The sequence below is a fragment of the Streptomyces sp. NPDC054834 genome (assembly GCF_053611185.1).
The window spans coordinates 385,644-403,716 of the sequence record NZ_JBSGZV010000001.1 but is presented as its reverse complement, the minus strand read 5'-3'; the positions used below and the strand labels follow the sequence as shown (position 1 = coordinate 403,716).

Genomic DNA, 18,073 nt, shown 5'->3' with positions numbered 1-18,073 from the left:
CGCGGACGTTAACTCCTGAGGGTGGCCAGTGTCTCCTTCGGATTCCATGCTTTTCCGCGCCCTCTGACCAGCGGATAGCAGGCCAGCCCGATCAGTACGGAGACGAAATGTCCGAGGTCGGTGAACGTCGGTCCGGTGGTCAGCGGCACGGCGAAGAGGACGAGGACGGTCGCGAGGTACAGGTGCCGCCAGGGTGCCGCGATCCTGTAGGTCAGCACGCCCGCAACTCCGGCGAGCGCGTAACTCACGCCCACGTCGAGGGTGTTGACGGCTGAATGCGGTGCCATCCCGTCCTGGATCGCCTTCAGCAGCGCCCCTTCGCTGATCAGTGTCGCCAGCACGTGCGCGGCCGAGCACACCACGAGCCAGCGGGCGGTGCCCAGCCAGCGTTCGGCCGGGGCGTGGAAGACGGTGAAGAGGATGGCGTACGGCAGCCAGTGTCCGTCGTCGATCCACATCGCGCTGGAGATCAGTACCCGTACCGGGTTCTGTGACAGCTCATGGATGTTGGTCGACCGTTGCCGCAGGAAGTGCTGTTCGAACTCCGGCGACATGTGGTGCAGCGCGAACGTCGTGGAGAACAGGATCAGCAGCCACACATAGGTGCCGGGAGCACTGCGGACGTATGCCCACACCCTGCTCGGACCCCGGTTCTTTCGCATGAGCCGATTCACGCAGACGAGTAACGTCCGACGGGTGATCGACATTCCGGGCGAGTTGGCGGCGGCGCAGGAGAAGTACAACGGAGCGGCCGGCCGGGCCTTCGTCGCCGGGCTGCCGGATCTGGCGGCCGCGTTCCTCGACCGCTGGGGGCTTCGTCTCGACGGGCCGTCGATGTACGGCGTCAGTGCCCTGGTCCTGCCGGTCGCGGTCCGCGCCGACGGCACTCCGGCCGTGCTGAAACTACAGCTGACGGATGAGGAGAGCGTGGGCGAGCCGGCCGCGCTGCGGATCTGGGACGGTGACGGCGCCGTACGTCTCCTCGCGCATGACCCGGCGACCGGCACCATGCTGCTGGAGCGCCTGGATCCGGCCCGGATGCTGTCCCACCTGCCGGACACGCGTGAGGCCGTGCTGGTCGTCGCCCGTCTGCTGGCCCATCTGACCTCGTTCCCGGCGCCGGAGGGCATGCGCCGCCTCGGCGACATCGCGCACGCGATGCTGGAGCGGACCGCGCCGGTCCTGGACCGTGTCCCGGACGCCGCGGCCCGCCGCCTGGTCGCCGACTGCGCGGCCGCCGTCCGCGAGGTCGCCGGCGAGCCCGGCGACCGCCTCCTCCACTGGGACCTGCACTACGAGAACGTCCTGGCCGCCGGCCGCGCCCCCTGGCTGGCCATCGATCCCAAGCCGCTGTCCGGCGACCCCGGTTTCGACCTGTGGCCCGCCCTGGCCAACCGCTTCGACGCGGGCGAGGTGCGGTGGCGGTTCGACGCGCTGACGGAGGTGCTGGGGCTGGACCGGGGGCGGGCGCGGGCGTGGACCTTGGGGCGGTTGCTCCAGAACTGTCTGTGGGACGTGGAGAGCGGGCGGGGGCTTCAGCAGCGGCAGCTGGAGATCGGCCGCCGGCTGCTGGAACCGGGGGGCTAGCCTCGCCCCATGATTCGTACCGCGACCCCCGCCGATGTCCCCGTCATCCACGCCCTGGTCCGTGAGCTGGCCGAGTACGAGAAGACCCCGCACGAGGCGAAGGCGAGCTCCGAGCAGCTGCGGGAGGCGCTGTTCGGGGCGACGCCCGCGGCCTTCGCGCACGTGGCCGTGGACGACTCGACCGGCGAGACGGTCGGGTTCGCGTTGTGGTTCCTCAACTTCTCGACGTGGCGGGGCGTGCACGGCATCTACCTGGAGGACCTGTATGTCCGGCCGGAGGCCCGGGGCGGTGGCCACGGCAGGGCGCTGCTCACGGAGTTGGCCCGTGTCTGTGTGGAGCGGGGTTACGAGCGGCTGGAGTGGTCGGTGCTGGACTGGAACCGGCCCGCGATCGGGTTCTACGAGTCGCTGGGTGCGCGTCCGCAGGACGAGTGGACCGTGTACCGGTTGACGGAAGGGGCGTTGGCGGCGCTGGGCGGAGTGCCGTCAGGTCACTGACTCGGGTACGGGGCTGGTCGTCGGGGCGCCGCGCCCCGGGGCCTTGGCGGTCACCATCAGGCCCGCGACGAGGCCGGCGAGGAGCATGATGCCGGCGGCCCACCAGATGGCGGTGGTGTAGCCGTGGACGATGCCGGCGGGGATCACGGTGGCCTTCTGGACGGGGCTGTGCAGGTGGGCGGTGATGTAGGCGGTGCTGCTGGTGGTGGCGACGGTGTTGAGCAGGGCCGTGCCTATGGAGCCGCCGACCTGCTGGGAGGTGTTGACGGTGGCGGAGGTGACGCCGGAGTCCTGCGGGGCGACGCCCGCGGTGGCGGTGGCGAAGACGGGCATGAAGGTCAGGCCCATGCCGAGGCCCATGAGGAGGAGGGCGGGGAGGATCTCGGTGGCGTAGTCGGAGTGGACCGTCATGCGGGTGAGGACGAGCATGCCGCCGGAGGCGAGGACCATGCCGGGGACCATGAGGGCGCGGGGTGCCACGCGCTGGAGGAGCCGGGCGGATATCTGGGTCGAGCCGATGATGATGGCGGCGGTCAGGGGGAGGAAGCCCAGGCCTGTCCTGACGGGTGAGTAGCCGAGGATGACCTGGAGGTAGTAGGTCATGAACAGGAACAGGCCGAACATGCCGATGGTGGCGAGGGCCATGGTGAGGAAGCAGCCGGCGCGGTTGCGGTCCTTGACGATGTGCAGGGGGAGCAGGGGCATCGGGGCCCGGGTCTGCCACCACACGAAGACGGTGAGCAGGAGGAGGCCGCCGGCGAAGAGGGCGAGGACGAGCGGGTCGGTCCAGCCGCGGGGTTCGGCTTCACTGAATCCGTAGACGACGGCGACGAGTCCGCCGCAGCCGAGCAGGGCGCCGGGTACGTCGAGGCGGGCGCCGGTGTGGCCGGGCCGGTCGTGCAGGAGCGCGAGGGCGCCGATGACGGCGATGACGGCGATGGGGACGTTGACGTACAGGCACCAGCGCCAGTTGAGGTATTCGGTGAGCAGGCCGCCGACGATGAAGCCGATGGCGGAGCCGCTGCCGGCGAGGGCGCCGTAGATACCGAAGGCCTTTCCGCGTTCCTTGGGGTCGGTGAAGGTGGTGGTGAGCAGGCTGAGCGCGGAGGGGGCGAGTACGGCGGCGAAGGCGCCCTGGAGGGCGCGGGCGCCGAAGAGCATGGCGGAGGTGGTGGCGGCGCCGCCGAGTGCGGAGGCGGCGGCGAAGCCGACGAGCCCGATGACGAAGGTGCGTTTGCGGCCGACGAGGTCGGCGATCCGGCCGCCGAGCAGCAGCAGACCGCCGAAGGCCAGGGTGTAGGCGGTGATGACCCATTGACGGTTGCCGTCGGACATGCCGAGGTCGTGCTGTGCGGAGGGGAGGGCGATGTTCACGATGGTGGCGTCCAGGACCACCATCAGCTGTGCCAGTGCGATGATCACCAGGCCCCACCAGCGGCGGGTGTCGGTGTCCGGCGCGGCTTGCTCCGTTGGGGTGACACTCACCTGCCCAGAAGACCACGTATCGGGATCTGTCGCATCCATGGAGGTCGGGCGCTCGTTCATGGCTCCAGTACCACCTTTCCGGTCGTTCTGCGGGTTTCCAGGGCCCGGTGCGCCGCTGCCGCCTCGACGAGGGGGAAGCGGGTCACCGCGGGCTCGAGGCGGCCCTCGGCGGCCTCGGTGAGGGCACGCAGTTCGAGGGTGCGGAGGGGGTCGGGGCCGCCGGCCCGGCCCAGCATCGCCGGGCCGAGGACCTGCTCGGAGACGCCCTCGACGAAGAGTCCGCGTCCGTCGCGGATGCCTTCGGCGGACCAGCCGAAGACGAGGTGCCGCCCGCCGGGGCCGAGCAGGGCGACGGCTTCGCGGGCGATGTCGCCGCCGACGCCGTCGAAGACGACGGTGGCGTGCCGTCCGCCCAGGTGGGCGCGGACCTTCGCGGGCCAGGCCGGGTCGGTGTAGTCGACGGCGAGGTGGGCGCCGTACGTCTTGACCCGCGCCGCCTTCTCCGGTCCGCCCGCGAGTGCGATCACGGTGGCGCCGCTGTGTACGGCGTGCTGGGTGAGCAGGGTGCCGATGCCGCCGGCGGCGGCGGGGATCACGGCGACGGAGTCCGGGCCGAGCTCGGTGAACTGGAGGATCCCCATCGCCGTGCGCCCGGTGCCGATCATGGTGACGGCCTGGGCGAAGTCCAGTCCGGCCGGGATGTCGTGGAGCCGTCGGGCGTCGGTGACGGCGAGTTCGGCGTAGCCCCCGGGAGCGAAGCCGAGGTGGGCGACCACGCGTCTGCCCAGCCAGTGCGGGTCGGTTCCGGCGCCGAGGGCGTCGACGACTCCGGCCACTTCGCGGCCGGGGACGGTGGGCAGGGCGGGCGGTTCGGGCAGGGGGCCGCGGACGCCCTCGCGGAGGGCCGTGTCGAGCAGGTGCACCCCGGCGGCGGCGACGGCGATACGGACCTGGCCGGGGCCCGGAACGGGGTCGTCGACTTCTTCGTGGGTGAGGTTCCCGGCCGGACCGAAGGCGTGCAGACGTATGGCGAACATGGGCTTCACCCTTCAACCTCAAGCCTGCTTGAGGTCAAGGGCGGTACGGCCGAGGGCGAGGGAGACGGCGGTGAGCGCGCTGTTGAAGGACACCTCGGACAGGACGCCGGGGGCGGCGACCTGGTCGCCCGCGAGGTAGACGCCGTCACCGCGGTCGACGGCGGGCCGGTCGCGCCAGCTGCTGCCGGGCAGGTCGACGGCTCCGGTACGGCCGTCCGCCACGGCCTCCCGACGCCAGGTGACCCGGTCCCGCCAGCCGTCGAAGGCGAGGTCGAGGAGTTGTTCGGCGCGGGCGGTGCCGTCGGCCCGGGACTGGCCGGGGCGGATGGGGATCTGTCCCTGGACGAGCTGCTCGCCGGCGGGGGCGAGGGTGTGGTCCTGGGCGGTGAACCGTTCGAGCCAGCCGGGCGCGTCGAGGTCGGACACGGCGAAGGCGTCGCCGCGCCGGTTGCGCAGGGCGAGGTCGATCAGGACCGTACGGCCGCTGGGCCAGGTCAGCGAGTCGTCCTGGAGGAGGCGGCGGGCGGCGGGGAGGGAGGTGGCGACGACGACGGGCGTGTCGCCGGGGAGGGTGTCGACGCGGGAGAGCGTCTCGATCCGTACGCCGAGGTTCCAGGCCCGGCAGGCCATCCGGTCGATGAGGCTCGCCCAGCCGCCGCGCGGGTAGTGCGCCTCGGGCGGCAACTTGGTGGCCCGGCGCAGACGTTCCTGCACGAAGGCGGCGGACAGGGCGCCGGGGTCGTGGTGGAAGAGGGCGACGGCGGAGTAGTTGGCGGCGGCGCGGGCGGCCTCCTCGCCCGCGAGGTCCGTCGCCCAGCTCAGGAAGTCGGCGTCGACGGGGGCCTGCCGGGCGGTACGGCGCAGCAGCTTGAGCATGGCGAACGGCGGGGTGCGGCGGAGGGCGCCGTGGTGGCGGAGCCTGAACCGGGCGGCTTCCAGGGGCGGGAGAGGGGCGAGGGCACCGATGAGGTCGCGCTGTTCGAGCCAGGTCCAGTGGGGGCCGCCGTTGTAGAGGGCGTGCGGGCCCTCGTTGGTCCGGTAGGGGGCGTCGGCGGTGCGGGCCCTGCCACCGAGGGTGTGGTGGGCTTCGTACACGGTGACCTTGGCGCCTGCCTCGGCGGCGGTGATGGCGGCGGTGAGTCCGGCGAAGCCGCCGCCGATGACGGTGATGCGGTGCATGGGACGAGTCCTCCGTACGTGGTCTGCTGCTGATGCGCTGCCTTCCACGGATACGACTGACCAGGGCGCCGGATTGTGACATGGGCGGCGTTTTCGCAGGTCGGACGGATTGTCAGTGGCGGGGTGCACCATGGGGGGCATGGCGAGGAAGGCGACCGGCGGGGCCGGTGGGACGAAGGCGGCACGGCGGCCGGAGCTGCGGCTGCCGCCGCTGGAGCCCTGGGACGGCGCCGGGTTGGAGCCGGACGGGGACTACGACGGGGTGGAGTTCCGCGAGGCGGACTTCGCGGGGCAGGACGGCGCGGGCGCGCGTTTCATGGACTGCGCGCTGACGGGGTGCGCCGTCGACGAGACGCGGTTGCGTCACGCCCGGCTCCTGGACACGGTCCTGTCCGGGATACGGGGCGTCGGCACCGACCTGGCCGAGTCCACGCTGCGTGACGTCGAACTCCACGAGGCACGCCTCGGCGGCACGCAGTTGCACGGCGCCGTCCTGGAGCGCGTCCTGATCCGCGGCGGCAAGATCGACTACCTCAACCTCCGCAAGGCCAGGCTCAGAGACGTCGTCTTCGAGGGCTGCGTCCTCGTCGAGCCCGACTTCGGCGAAGCCCGCCTGGAGCGGGTGGAGTTCGTCGACTGCGCCCTCAAGGGCGTCGACTTCAACGGGGCGACCCTCACGGACGTGGACCTGCGCGGGGCCGCTTCGCTGGAGATCGCGCGCGGGGTGGGGCGGCTGGCGGGCGCGGTGATCAGCCCCGGGCAACTGGTGGATCTGGCGCCGGTGCTGGCGGGGGAGCTGGGGATCCGGGTGGAGTGAGACCTACGGCACCCTGGGAAAGCGGGCCTGAAGCGTCCAGATCGCCGGGTTGTCCGCCAGGTCGTCATGGAGATCGGTCAGATCGGCGATCAGGTCGTGCAGGAAGTCGCGGGCCTCACGGCGGAGTTCGGCGTGGGAGAAGGAGAGGGGAGCTTCCTCCGCCGGCATCCAGTCGGCGGCGATGTCCACCCAGCCGAAGCGGCGCTCGAACAGCATGCGGTCGGTGGACTCGGTGAAGTCCAGTTCCGCCCGCTGGGGGCGGGAGGCGCGGGAGCCCGCCGGGTCCCGGTCCAGGTGCTCGACGATGTCGCACAGGGCCCAGGCGAAGTCGAGCACCGGCACCCATCCCCAGGCTGTGGACAGCTCGCGGTCCGTCTTGGTGTCGGCGAGGTAGACGTCACCGGAGAACAGGTCGTGACGGAGGGCGTGGACGTCCGCGCGCCGGTAGTCGGTCTGCGGCGGGTCGGGGAAGCGGGTGGAGAGGGCGTAGCCGATGTCGAGCACGTACGTGATGGTGTCACGCCCGCGGAAGATCACCGCACGCCCGCCGACCCGGCCCATCCCCATAGGATTGCTGGCATGTCCAGGTCCGCGCGTCTTGTTCCGGTGGCCGCGTTCCTCGCGCTCGCTCTCCCGCTCACCGCGTGCGACGGCGGCGTGGACGGCGTCCCCGGCGGCTCCGGACTGCACGACCCGTACTTCCCGAAGGCGGGCAACGGCGGCTATGACGTCACGCACTACGGCCTGACCCTCTCCTACGACCCCGCCCGCCACCACCTCACCGGAACCGCGGTGATCACCGCCCGCGCCACCGAGGCCCTGTCCGCCTTCGACCTCGACCTCAAGGGCCTGGACGTGGAGAAGGTCAGCGTCGAGGGCCGGGACGCCCGCTTCAACCGGGCCGGCCAGGAGCTGACCGTCCGCCCGCACGACGACCTGGACAAGGGGGAGACGTTCGGGGTCACCGTGCGCTACTCCGGCACCCCGGAGACGATCACCGACCGCGACGGCTCGAAGGAGGGCTGGCTGCGCACCGCAGACGGAGCGTTCGCCCTCGGCGAACCCGCCGGTTCCATGGCCTGGTTCCCCGGCAACCACCACCCCTCCGACAAGGCGTCGTACGACATCACGGTCACCGTCCCCAAGGGCCTACAGGCCGTGTCCAACGGGCAGCTGGCGCACGAGACCACCACCGGCGGCCGCACGACCTTCGCCTGGCACGCGGCCGAACCGATGGCGAGCTACCTGGCCACGGTCGCGATCGGCCACTACACGATCAAGCGCACGACCCTTGAGAACAGCCTGCCTGTGTACGTGGCCGTCGACCCCGAGCAGGCGAAGGCGAGCCGGCCGGTACTGGCGAAGATCCCCGAGATCATGGAGTGGGAGGAGTACAACTTCGGCCCGTACCCCTTCTCCACGACCGGTGCGATCGTCGACCGCCCCGAGGACGCGGGCTACGCCCTGGAGACCCAGACCCGCCCGTTCTTCCCCGGCGCCCCGGACACCGAGACCCTCGTCCACGAACTCGCCCACCAGTGGTACGGCGACTCCGTCACCCCCGAGAGCTGGCGGGACATGTGGCTCAACGAGGCCTTCGCGACGTACGCGGAGTGGCTGTGGCGGGAGGACCACGGCGGCGACTCGGCGCAGCGGACCTTCACCAAGCTCTACGACGGCACCTCCGACGACGTCACCGACCCCGACGCGATCTGGGCCTTCCCGCCGGCGAAACCGAGCAGTGCCGCGCACATCTCCGACCCGCCCGTCTACCAGCGCGGCGCGATGGTCCTGCACAAGATCCGCCAGAAGGTCGGCGACGACACCTTCTACGACATCATCCAGGGCTGGGCCGCCACCCACCGGCACGCGGGCGCGGACACCGCCGACTTCACGGCCTATGTCGAGAAGCAGGCCCCGGACGAGGACTTCGACGAGATCTGGTCCGACTGGCTGTACGGGAAGGGCAAACCGGCGCATCCATGACGGATACGGCTCAGGCTTCCCACTCGTCCAGCATCCGGGCCAGGCCGGGCGGCCACACCGGCTCCGCCTCCTCGGCGAGTTCCCGTCTGCTCCACCAGCGCCAGGCCAGGATCCCGTCCTCGGCGTGCGCGACGGCCGGCTGGGCGCCGGTCGGCTCCCGGTGTGGGCCGCGGGTGACGTAGATGTGCTCGTGCTGGCGGACGGCGATGTCGGTGGGGGTCCCCCCGCTCGAGCGGAGCCGAGAGTGGGGGAGGGTGAAGTCGTGCTCCCAGGTGCACAGCAATGGCCCCGGTTCCAGGTCGCTCCAGCCGGTCTCCTCGCGCAGTTCCCGCAGGGCGCCCTCGCGTGGGGTCTCATCCGCTTCGAGGCCGCCGCCGGGGAGGGCCCAGTGGATGCCCACCTCGTGGTTGTCGTACCGGAAGAGGAAGACCGAGCCCTCCGGGTCGAGCACGGCGATGCGGGCCGCGCGGCGCGGGGTGCGCAGCGCCTTGCGCAGTACCGCGCAGGGGCGGCCGAGCGCGCGGTCCGGCCGCTGAGCGATGCGCTCGTAGCCGAGGGCCGTCCAGAAGGCGAGGCCCTTGGGGTTGTTGTCGAGGACGGCGAGCCGCAGGGCGTCCCGGCCGGCCGTCCGGAAGTGGTCCTCGATCCGCTGTGCCATCCACCGTCCGAATCCCCGGCCGTGCTCGCCCGCGTCCACCATCAGCAGCCCGATCCACGGGTCGGGGTCGGCCGGGTCCGGGTGGCGGGCGAGCGTGGCGGCGACCCCGACCAGCCGCCCCTGGCTGCGGGCCAGCAGCACCTGCGCGTCCGGGTGGGCCAGATCCTCCGCCAGCGCGGCCGCCACCTGCTCCGGCCGGATGTCGTCCGGGTCCGGGAAGTCACCGCTGAGCGCGAAGAACTCACGGTTGGAGACGTAGAGGGCGGTGAGTTCGGTGAGGACGGGCGCGGGGATGTCCTGTCCGGGGGGAAGGGGCTCCAGGATCACGACGGGCAACCTATCGCGGGGTACGGCGGAGCCCCCGGTCGCCGGGCAGCCGTGACCGGGGGCTCCGTCAAGGAGCGGGTGCTGCTGCTCAGACGTTGACGCCGAAGTCCTGCGCGATGCCCACCAGGCCCGAGGCGTAGCCCTGGCCGACGGCGCGGAACTTCCACTCGGCGCCGTTGCGGTAGAGCTCGCCGAAGACCATCGCCGTCTCGGTGGCGGCGTCCTCGGAGAGGTCGTAGCGGGCGATCTCGGCGCCGCCGGCCTGGTTGATGATGCGGATGTAGGCGTTGCGGACCTGGCCGAAGTTCTGGCCGCGGTTCTCGGCGTCGTAGATGGAGACCGGGAAGACGATCTTGTCGATGTCGGCCGGGAGCCCGGCGAGGTTGACGTTGATCGCCTCGTCGTCGCCGGCCCCCTCGCCGGTGCGGTTGTCGCCGGTGTGGACGATGGTGTTGTCCGGGGTCTGCTTGTTGTTGAAGAACACGAAGTGGGCGTCCGAGTAGACCTTGCCCTGCGTGTTGACCGCGATCGCGGAGGCGTCCAGGTCGAAGTCCGTGCCGGTGGTGGTGCGGACGTCCCAGCCGAGGCCCACGGTGACGGCGGTCAGGCCCGGAGCTTCCTTGCTGAGCGAGACGTTGCCGCCCTTGGACAGGCTTACAGCCATGGTTTGGGAGTCCCTTCCCTCGTTGCGTCAGTACGGGCTTCGCACTGAGGACGAAGCTACCGTCACCCCGGACAACGCCAAGGGGGGTCCCTATGGTTCCGGATGGCTTTACCTTTTTTACCAATGCGAAATCCGGGTGACGCGGACGGGTGGAGACGGGACCATGGATGGCATGTCCGGTCCCTATGTCGTCCGCGGCTCCGTCTCGCTGCCCGAGGCCGAGCTCATGTGGCGTTTCTCGCGGTCCTCGGGACCAGGCGGGCAGCACGTGAACACCAGTGACTCGCAGGTGGAGCTGCGCTTCGACCTGGCGAGTACCGAGGCGTTTCCACAGGTGTGGAAGGAGCGGGCGCTGGCCCGGCTGAGCGGGCGGCTGGTCGACGGTGTCGTCACCGTCCGCGCCTCCGAGCACCGCTCCCAGTGGCGCAACCGCGAGACCGCCGCGGTACGCCTCGCGGCGCTCCTCGCCGAGGCCACCGCACCCCCACCGAAGCCCCGCAAGCCGACCCGCATCCCCCGCGGCATCAACGAGCGCCGGCTCCGTGAGAAGAAGCAGCGGTCGGATACCAAGCGGGGCAGGTCGGGGCGGGGCTGGGGCTGAGGCGCGGCCCGCTCTTGTCAGCCCGTCCGGCGTTTGAGGACGAGGCCGTTCAGGCCGATGGGGGTCCAGGGGGCGGAGCCCCCTGGCGGGGTCGAAGGGGCGGAGCCCCTGGGGTCGGAAATGGGTAGGGGCGGCGGGGCGCTGAAACCGGCCGGAGGGACACCGCGTGTTCCTGGTCGGCGCGAACGCGAATACCGGTGGCGGCCTCGGAATTCCGCGGCGCGACTTCTTCCGGACGGGGCGTCATCTCCGCACTCCGGGCGCGCAGTTCGCAATGCGGCGACGGAATTGCCGCAGCCGTCGGCCGCCCCGCACAGCGATTATGCCAAGTGCCTGTACCGGCCCCGGAAATACAGCAGCGGCCCGCCCGCCGTACCGGGCACCCGGGCGGTCAGAACGCGGCCGATCACCAGCGTGTGGTCGCCGGCCGTCACCCGCTGCTCGGTGCGGCACTCCAGGGTCGCCAGGGCGCCGTCGACCAGGGGTGCGCCGGTGACCTCCCCGCGGGTGACGGGGAGGTCCGCGAAGAGGAGGCGGTCGCTGATGCGGCCCTTCATGGCGAAGCGGCCGGCGATCGGGCGCTGGTTGTCGGCGAGGACGGACACGGCCCACAGCGGCTGCTCGGCGAGCAGGTCGTCCATGCGGGAGCCCTCCCGCAGGCTGACCAGGACCAGCGCTGGGTCGAGGGAGACCGACATGAAGGCGGTGGCGGTCATGCCGACGTCCTCGCCGGGCGGCGCCCCGGGGTCGTCCGGGTCGAGCGGCGGTTCCTGCGCGGTCACCAGGACCACGCCCGCGGCCAGCCGGGACATCGCGGCCAGGAACTCGTCGTTGCTCACCCCCTCAGCATGCCCGGAGGCGGTGGGGGCGAGGGGCGGGGAGGGGACAGGGCGAGTGTTCGGCACGCCGGAAACGCTAATCCCCGCTCCGGGCGTATCGCATCGGGCCCCCGGCCGACCGGGCCACGGGAGAAGGTCCTAGGACCCGCGCCGAACTGGGCATGACCTGGGCACCGATCTGCGGCGGACTCCCGAGGTGGACTCTTCGTGCATCATGTCCACACACCCGCAAAGCTTGCGTTCGGTAAACGCACGGGGAAGACGCAGAAACTCCACTCAATTGTTCATGTTCTTCTGTGACTTGAGTCACAAGGGGCAGGAATTGTTGACCCTGTGTACCGAGTGGGCAGCGCGCTGTGATTCAGTGGCGGGGAACCTGCAAGAGCACCCGCAAGGGCATCACCGAAAAGAAGCGCCGAAGACGACCGCCGAAGACAACCCTTGATTCGCTGCGAGGTCTCGGGGGGAGGGCGAGCATGGAGACCGAGTCGGAGCCGTACGTCCGCCTTGCGTCCCTGCGACAGCTGCACCAGGTCATGGCCGACATGAACACGGCACGCAGCCTGGCGGACACACTGCAGACCGTCGCGGACGGCGCCGTGAGCGCTCTCGGGTACGAGATGGCGTGCGTGAACCTCGTACGACCCGACGGCGATCTCGTGGTCGCCGCCTTCTCCGGCAACTCCGCCGCCGAGGCCCTCATCACCGGCCGTGCCGGCTCCCGCGCCTCCTGGGACCGCCGCCTGGCCATGGGCGAGGCCTGGGGCGACCTGCGCTTCATACCGCACACCGAGGGCTGGGTGCTGGACGACGACGACGTCCCCCAGTGGTTCACGGACGGCCCCGCCCCGCGCTTCGAGGACGAGTGGCACCCCTCCGACCGGCTCTTCGCGCCCATGTACACGCCCGGCGGGCCGGGCGGCTCCTGCGGTGAGCTACTCGGCGTGATCTCCGTGGACCGGCCGCGCAACGGCCGCCGGCCCGGCGCGTGGGGGCGCGAGGCGCTCCAGATGTACGCGTTCCAGGCCGCCATCGCCATCAGCAACGCGCGTCTACGTGCCAATATGCAGCGCGCCCTGGTTCGCCTGGAGCGCGAGCAGCAGGCCCTGCGCGCCAGTGAGGAAAGCTTCCGGCAGGCCTTCGAGTACGCCCCCTCCGGCATGGCCATCGCCGAGATGGGCGGCGACCAGCACGGCCGGATCCTGCGCACCAACGACGCCCTGTGCCGCCTGCTGGGCCGCCCCGCCTCCGCGATGCGCCGCTACTCCTTCTCCGACCTCGTCCATCCCGAGGACATAGGCACCCTGCTCAGGACCTCCGCCGAGGGCGGCCGTGCCGAGCTGCGTCTCGGCCGGCGCGACGGCACGTACGTCTGGGTGTCCCTGCGCAACAGCGTCGTCGCGGACGCCGCCGACGGGCCCCGCTTCCTGCTCACCCACGTCGAGGACATCGAGGAGCGCAAGCGCCGCGAGCTCCAGCTCGCCCACCGCGCCTCCCACGACTCCCTGACCGGCCTGCCGAACTCCGCCGAGCTGCGCTCCCGCCTGTCGGCCCGCCTCTGTCAGCGGTCCACCCACCCCGGCGCGCTGGAGTCGCTGGACGCGGCCTACGGCCACCCCGCCTTCGACGCGATCGGCCACGGCTTCGACTTCGCGCAGGGCACGGAGGCGTTCGAAGGCTACGACCACCATGAGCACACCGTCGCCCCCGAAGGCGAGCGGGACGACGGCACCAAGGGCCTCGCGGTCCTCTTCTGCGACCTCGACGGCTTCAAGTCGATCAACGACCGGTTCGGGCACAACGCGGGCGACGCCGTCCTCATCGAGGTCGCCCGCCGCCTCAGCAGGGGCGTGCGGGACGGCGACACGGTGGCCCGGCTCGGCGGCGACGAGTTCGTGATCCTCGCCGACGGACTCGGCGAGGCCGACGCCCAGGACCTGGCCGTACGGCTGCGCAACGAGATCATCCAGCCGATCCGGGCCGAGGGCCGGGCCGTGCGCGTGGGTGCCAGCTTCGGCATCGGATGGGCACACTGTGGAATGACGGCGGACGAAGTGTTGAAATCCGCTGACGAACGCATGTACGTCGAGAAACGATCTCGTCCCAAACAGCACCGACGGGCCGGGTGACCCCCAGGTCAGCGGGTCGATGCGACCGGAGTCACCCGTTTGGGCCACACGGAGCGGGTAGGCTCGCCATCCTCACCATGTACCGCATCCACCCGCACCTGTTGAGGAGAGCCTAGGGATGAGCCCCGGCGAAAACGGCCCGAGCACGCCCGAGGACGACGACCCGTTCGGCTATCTGTACGCCGACGGGCAGGCGAGGGGCGCCCAGCCGCCGTCCAGCGGTTACGGCTACCCGAACTCGGTCAGCAGGAGCAGGACGCGTGCGGTCGGCGAGCGCCAGTACGGCCAGCAGGCCACGTACGGCGGCCAGCCCACCGCCCCGCAGCAGCAGGGCGCCTACGGCCAGCCGAACGCCCACTACCAGGCCCCGGAGACCCTCCCGGGCAGCGCGCCGACCACCCAGCAGCCGATGCCCGGCGGCGGGGGCGGTAACGGCCGGGGGCGCGGCCCGAACACCAAGGGCCTGCTGATCGGCGCGGTCGCGGTGGTCGCCGCGGTCGTCATCGGCATCAGCGTGGCCATGATGAACGGCAACTCGGACGACGACAAGAAGGCCGGCAGCCAGGCATCCACCGCCCCGCCCCAGTCGCAGAGCGCCAAGCCCAGCCCGTCCAGTAGCGGTTCGGCGGCCAGCTCGGCAGACCTGCCCACGACCGACGCCAAGGCCCTGCGGCTGGACGGCGGAGCCACCACGGCCTCGGACGTCAAGGGCGCGAAGGCCGGCGGCGGCTTCTACGTCACGAACTTCAACCAGGTCGGCTCGTCCATCACCTGGAACGTGAGCGATATCCCCAAGGCGGGCAAGTACACGCTGTACGTCACCTATGGCGTGCCCGGCAAGGACGCCAACGCCACCATCACGATCAATGGCAAGGCCCAGGACCGCCCTCTCAACCTGGGGAACTTCGCCAAGGCGGCGGAGGGCGACTACGAAAAGGGCTGGACCAACACCTGGGGAAACATCATCCTCAACAAGGGTGCCAACACCGTCAAGATCTCCTGCGAGCAGGGCAACAACTGCGACGTCAACTTCGACCAGCTCTGGCTGAAGTCCGGGTGGAAGGACTAGGACGTCCCCGGCCTCTGTCAGGCCGCGCTGACCAGCCCCGTCACCGCCACCCGCCCCACCAGCTCCTCGTAAGCCGCCCGGTCGAACTCGCCCGCCACCGGTGCCACCACGGTCGCCGCCGACAGGGCGACCGCGCGGGTCAGCCGGTCCGGCCAGGGCAGGCCCTCGACCAGGCCGGACAGCAGGCCTGCGACCGCCGAGTCGCCCGCGCCGGTCGGGTTGCCGTGTACGCGGGCGGGTGGGGTGGCGCGCCAGCGGCCGTCCGGGGTGTGGGCGAGCAGGCCGTCGGCGCCCAGGGAGGCGACGACCGCGTGGGCGCCGCGCCGCCGGGCGTCCTGGGTGGCGCGCAGCGGCTCGTGGGAGCCGGTGAGTTCGGCCAGTTCGTCGGCGTTCGGCTTGACGAGGTCGGGGCGGGCCGCCACCCCGCGCCGCAGCGGCTCCCCGTCGGTGTCCAGCAGGACGGGGACGCCGACGGCTCGGGCGGTGCGTATCAGCCCGGCGTACGCGCCCACCGGCACCCCCGGCGGGAGGCTGCCGCACAGGGCGACCGCCGACGCCGAGGCCAGCAGCCGCCCGTACGTCTCCTGGAAGGCGGCCCACTCGGCCGGGGTGATCTGCGGGCCGGGCTCATTCAGCTGGGTGGTGTCGCCGGTCAGCTCGTCGACGACGGCGACGGTGCGCCGGGTCGCCCCGCAGACCGGCACCAGCGCGTCCCGCACACCCGGTGTGCCGGCCAGCCGGTCCCGCACGGCCCGCCCCGTGTCGCCGCCCGCGAATCCGGTGGCCGTCACCTCGTGCCCGAGGGCCGCGAGCACCCGTGCCACGTTCACGCCTTTGCCGCCCGGCCGTTCGACGACCTCCTGGACGCGGTGGGAGGCGTGCGGCCGCAGGGACCGTACGCGATAGGTGATGTCGAGAGCGGTGTTCAGTGTGACCGTGAGGATCACTCGGGCCGGCCTCCCCTCGGGCGTGACACGTGTCTTCCGTTTCCGGAAGCCAGATCATGCCAAAGAGACGGCGACCGGCCCAGCCCGCGGAACCGGCCACCGCCTCCCGACTCGGGGACGGATCAGCCCAGTTGGGGATCGACCACCCATTCACCCCGGCGCATCACGCCCTTGAGGTCGAACTCCTCGTCCAGCAGCACCAGGTCGGCGTACCTGCCGGGTTCCAGGGAGCCGGCGCGGTCGTCGATGCCCAGCAGCCGGGCCGGGTTGGCGGACAGCGCGGCCACCACGTCCTGCACCGGCAGCCGGTCGATCGTCACCGCCCGCTTGAAGGCACGGTCCAGGGTCAGCGTCGAGCCCGCGATGGAGCCGCCCTCCACCAGCCGGGCCACGCCCTCGCGGACCTCGACCTCCAGCGGGCCCAGCATGTAGCGGCCGTCGCCGACGCCGGCCGCGTCCATCGCGTCCGTGATGAACGCCACCCGGGCGGCACCCGCGTGACGGAACGCCAGTTCCAGGGCGGCCGGGTGCAGATGCGTGCCGTCGTTGATCAGCTCGACCGTTACCCGCTCGTCCTGAAGCAGGGCGGCGATCGGGCCGGGGGAGCGGTGGCCGAGGACGGGCATCGCGTTGAAGAGATGGGTGGCGACCGTGGCGCCCGCGTCGATCGCCTCGACCGTCTGCTCGTACGTCGCGTCCGTGTGCCCGACCGCCGCGATCACGCCGTGCTCGGCCAGCAGCCGTACGGAGTCGATGCCGCCCGGCAGTTCGGTGGCCAGGGTGACCATCTTCGCCTGCCCGCGCGCCGCGTCGACGAGCTTGCGCACCTCCGCCGGGTCCGGGTCGCGCAGTAGCTGAGCGGAGTGCGCGCCCTTGCGGCACGGCGAGATGAACGGGCCCTCGAAGTGGATGCCGGCGATGTCGCCCTGCTCGGCCAGCTCGCTCAGGAGACCCGCCTGCCGGGCCAGGAAGTCCATCTCGCCGGTGACGGTGGAGGCGACGAGGGTGGTCGTGCCGTGCCGGCGGTGGGTGCGGACGGCTTTCAGCGCGTCGTCCACCGATCCGGAGAACGAGGCTCCGCCGCCGCCGTGGTTGTGCAGGTCGACGAAGCCGGGGACCAGCCAGTGGCCGCTGACGTCGATGACCTCCGCGTCCGGGCGTGCGCCGGCCGTGATCGTCGTACCCTCGACGATCACACGCCCGTCCGGCACGGTTCCGGTGGGCAGCACCACAGAAGCGCCGGCGAGAACCTTGGTGGGGGGCATCAGGCGGTTACCTCCGAGGGGACCGAGGGGTCAGTGGATTCGAGGAGATCCCGGGCGAGCAGCCCCGCGCCCAGGCACCCGGCGGTGTCCCCCAGGGCCGCGGGGACGACGGACGGCAGTTTCTGGAAGGTGACGCGCCGCCGGACGGCCTCCCTGAGCGGTGTGAACAAGGTTTCCCCGGCCTCGGCGAGCCCGCCACCGATGATCAGCGTGCGCGGGTCCAGCAGGGTGAGCGCGGTGACCAGGCCGTCGGCCAGCGCGTCCACGGCCTCCTGCCAGACCCGGACGGCGTTCGGGTCACCGGACACGACGGCCTTCGCGCAGTCGGCGGCGTCCGCTTCCGGGTTGCCGGAGGCCGCCGACCAGGCCTCGCTGACCGCGGCGGCGGACGCGTACCGCTCCAGGCAGCCGTGCTGCCCGCACGGGCAGGGGATGCCGCCGGGCCGTACGATGATGTGGCCGATCTCGCCCGCGAAGCCGTGCGCGCCCGACTCCACCCGGCCGTCGAGGCCGATGGCGCCGGCGATCCCGGTGCCCAGCGCCACGAACAGGAACCGGTCGGTGCCCTTGCCCGCGCCGGTGCGGCCCTCGGCGAGGCCGCCGGTGCGCACGTCGTGGCCGAGGGCGACCGGGACGCCGAGCCGGTCGGCGAGCAGATCGCGCAGGGGCACGTCGCGCCAGCCGAGGTTGGCCGCGTAGACGGCGGTACCGCGGACCTCGTCGACGATTCCGGGTACGGCGAGGCCGGCCGCGGCGGCCGGTTCGCCGTAGCGCTCCTCGCCGCGGGCGCGCAGGTCGGCGGCGAAGCCGAGGATGGCCTCGACCACCGCGTCGGGCCCGCGCTCGCGGCCCGTGGCGCGGCGGTCCTGGTGCAGCAGCTCGCCGTCCGGCCCGATCAGGGCGGCCTTCATCCCGGTACCGCCGACGTCGAGGGCGATGACATGTCTCACGGGGACAGTGTGGCCCGCGGACCCGCAAGAGGTCT

At 71.8% G+C, this 18,073-nt stretch carries 18 protein-coding genes; 7 read left to right on the top strand and 11 right to left on the bottom strand.

Features of this window, described 5'->3' with window-relative positions:
• Positions 1–8: 8 nt before the first annotated feature.
• The gene (locus tag ACWGJM_RS01850; RefSeq protein WP_453409689.1) at positions 9–662 is read right to left on the bottom strand and encodes a rhomboid-like protein; all 654 of its coding nucleotides are present in this window, start codon (positions 660–662) and stop codon (positions 9–11) included.
• On the opposite strand from ACWGJM_RS01850, the gene ACWGJM_RS01845 reads away from it, so the two are divergent.
• Both ACWGJM_RS01845 and ACWGJM_RS01840 read left to right on the top strand, forming a co-directional pair.
• Positions 661–1,587: an aminoglycoside phosphotransferase family protein gene (locus ACWGJM_RS01845; protein WP_453409688.1), complete on the top strand. Its 927-nt coding sequence runs from the start codon at positions 661–663 to the stop codon at positions 1,585–1,587. The two genes, ACWGJM_RS01850 and ACWGJM_RS01845, sit on opposite strands and share 2 nt — an antisense overlap.
• 9 nt (positions 1,588–1,596) lie before the next feature.
• The gene (locus ACWGJM_RS01840) at positions 1,597–2,085 is read left to right on the top strand and encodes an N-acetyltransferase family protein (protein ID WP_453409687.1); all 489 of its coding nucleotides are present in this window, start codon (positions 1,597–1,599) and stop codon (positions 2,083–2,085) included.
• Here the strand turns inward: ACWGJM_RS01840 and ACWGJM_RS01835 are convergent.
• Genes ACWGJM_RS01835 through ACWGJM_RS01825 form a run of 3 tightly spaced genes read right to left on the bottom strand, consistent with a single transcriptional unit; the run spans position 2,074 to position 5,786 of the window.
• Entirely contained in the window at positions 2,074–3,609 is a 1,536-nt protein-coding gene (locus ACWGJM_RS01835; protein ID WP_453409836.1) for an MFS transporter, read from the bottom strand. The two genes, ACWGJM_RS01840 and ACWGJM_RS01835, sit on opposite strands and share 12 nt — an antisense overlap.
• 17 nt (positions 3,610–3,626) lie before the next feature.
• Positions 3,627–4,607 (bottom strand): zinc-binding dehydrogenase, encoded by a 981-nt coding sequence (locus ACWGJM_RS01830; RefSeq protein ID WP_453409686.1) that lies wholly within the window; start codon positions 4,605–4,607, stop codon positions 3,627–3,629.
• Positions 4,608–4,625: 18 nt separating this feature from the next.
• Positions 4,626–5,786, bottom strand: a complete 1,161-nt coding sequence (locus ACWGJM_RS01825) for an NAD(P)-binding protein (protein ID WP_453409685.1) — start codon at positions 5,784–5,786, stop codon at positions 4,626–4,628.
• 139 nt (positions 5,787–5,925) lie between these two features.
• Here ACWGJM_RS01825 and ACWGJM_RS01820 point away from each other — a divergent pair, with 139 nt between their 5' ends.
• The gene (locus tag ACWGJM_RS01820; RefSeq protein WP_453409684.1) at positions 5,926–6,603 is read left to right on the top strand and encodes a pentapeptide repeat-containing protein; all 678 of its coding nucleotides are present in this window, start codon (positions 5,926–5,928) and stop codon (positions 6,601–6,603) included.
• 3 nt (positions 6,604–6,606) lie between these two features.
• Here the strand turns inward: ACWGJM_RS01820 and ACWGJM_RS01815 are convergent, their stop codons facing one another.
• Positions 6,607–7,107: a hypothetical protein gene (locus ACWGJM_RS01815; protein ID WP_453409835.1), complete on the bottom strand. Its 501-nt coding sequence runs from the start codon at positions 7,105–7,107 to the stop codon at positions 6,607–6,609.
• A 75-nt stretch (positions 7,108–7,182) separates the two neighbouring features.
• Here ACWGJM_RS01815 and ACWGJM_RS01810 point away from each other — a divergent pair, with 75 nt between their 5' ends.
• A complete protein-coding gene (locus ACWGJM_RS01810) occupies positions 7,183–8,589 on the top strand; it encodes a M1 family metallopeptidase (protein WP_453409683.1) in 1,407 nt (468 codons plus the stop codon).
• A 10-nt stretch (positions 8,590–8,599) separates the two neighbouring features.
• On the opposite strand, the gene ACWGJM_RS01805 is transcribed toward ACWGJM_RS01810, so the two are convergent.
• Together ACWGJM_RS01805 and ACWGJM_RS01800 are read right to left on the bottom strand one after the other, a co-directional pair.
• Entirely contained in the window at positions 8,600–9,574 is a 975-nt protein-coding gene (locus tag ACWGJM_RS01805) for a GNAT family N-acetyltransferase (RefSeq protein ID WP_453409682.1), read from the bottom strand.
• Between the two features lie 88 nt (positions 9,575–9,662).
• Positions 9,663–10,238: a TerD family protein gene (locus tag ACWGJM_RS01800; RefSeq protein WP_453409681.1), complete on the bottom strand. Its 576-nt coding sequence runs from the start codon at positions 10,236–10,238 to the stop codon at positions 9,663–9,665.
• 163 nt (positions 10,239–10,401) lie between these two features.
• Here ACWGJM_RS01800 and arfB point away from each other — a divergent pair, with 163 nt between their 5' ends.
• Positions 10,402–10,839, top strand: coding sequence for an alternative ribosome rescue aminoacyl-tRNA hydrolase ArfB (arfB, locus tag ACWGJM_RS01795; protein ID WP_453409680.1), 438 nt, complete (start codon positions 10,402–10,404; stop codon positions 10,837–10,839).
• Positions 10,840–11,159: 320 nt separating this feature from the next.
• On the opposite strand, the gene ACWGJM_RS01790 is transcribed toward arfB, so the two are convergent.
• Complete coding sequence (locus ACWGJM_RS01790) at positions 11,160–11,744, bottom strand: flavin reductase family protein (RefSeq protein ID WP_453409679.1); 585 nt, start codon at positions 11,742–11,744, stop codon at positions 11,160–11,162.
• Positions 11,745–12,154: 410 nt separating this feature from the next.
• On the opposite strand from ACWGJM_RS01790, the gene cdgB reads away from it, so the two are divergent.
• Both cdgB and ACWGJM_RS01780 read left to right on the top strand, forming a co-directional pair.
• Positions 12,155–13,807 (top strand): diguanylate cyclase CdgB, encoded by a 1,653-nt coding sequence (cdgB, locus tag ACWGJM_RS01785; RefSeq protein WP_453409678.1) that lies wholly within the window; start codon positions 12,155–12,157, stop codon positions 13,805–13,807.
• A gap of 118 nt (positions 13,808–13,925) precedes the next feature.
• Positions 13,926–14,876: a CBM35 domain-containing protein gene (locus ACWGJM_RS01780; protein ID WP_453409677.1), complete on the top strand. Its 951-nt coding sequence runs from the start codon at positions 13,926–13,928 to the stop codon at positions 14,874–14,876.
• Positions 14,877–14,893: 17 nt separating this feature from the next.
• On the opposite strand, the gene ACWGJM_RS01775 is transcribed toward ACWGJM_RS01780, so the two are convergent.
• The 3 genes from ACWGJM_RS01775 to ACWGJM_RS01765 all read right to left on the bottom strand — a co-directional run bounded on the left by ACWGJM_RS01775 (position 14,894) and on the right by ACWGJM_RS01765 (position 18,038).
• Entirely contained in the window at positions 14,894–15,823 is a 930-nt protein-coding gene (locus tag ACWGJM_RS01775) for a 1-phosphofructokinase family hexose kinase (protein WP_453409676.1), read from the bottom strand.
• Positions 15,824–15,945: 122 nt separating this feature from the next.
• Positions 15,946–17,088: an N-acetylglucosamine-6-phosphate deacetylase gene (nagA, locus tag ACWGJM_RS01770; RefSeq protein WP_453409675.1), complete on the bottom strand. Its 1,143-nt coding sequence runs from the start codon at positions 17,086–17,088 to the stop codon at positions 15,946–15,948.
• Positions 17,088–18,038 (bottom strand): ROK family protein, encoded by a 951-nt coding sequence (locus ACWGJM_RS01765; protein ID WP_453409674.1) that lies wholly within the window; start codon positions 18,036–18,038, stop codon positions 17,088–17,090. The genes nagA and ACWGJM_RS01765 overlap by 1 nt, the downstream gene beginning before the upstream one ends.
• Positions 18,039–18,073 lie beyond the last annotated feature (35 nt).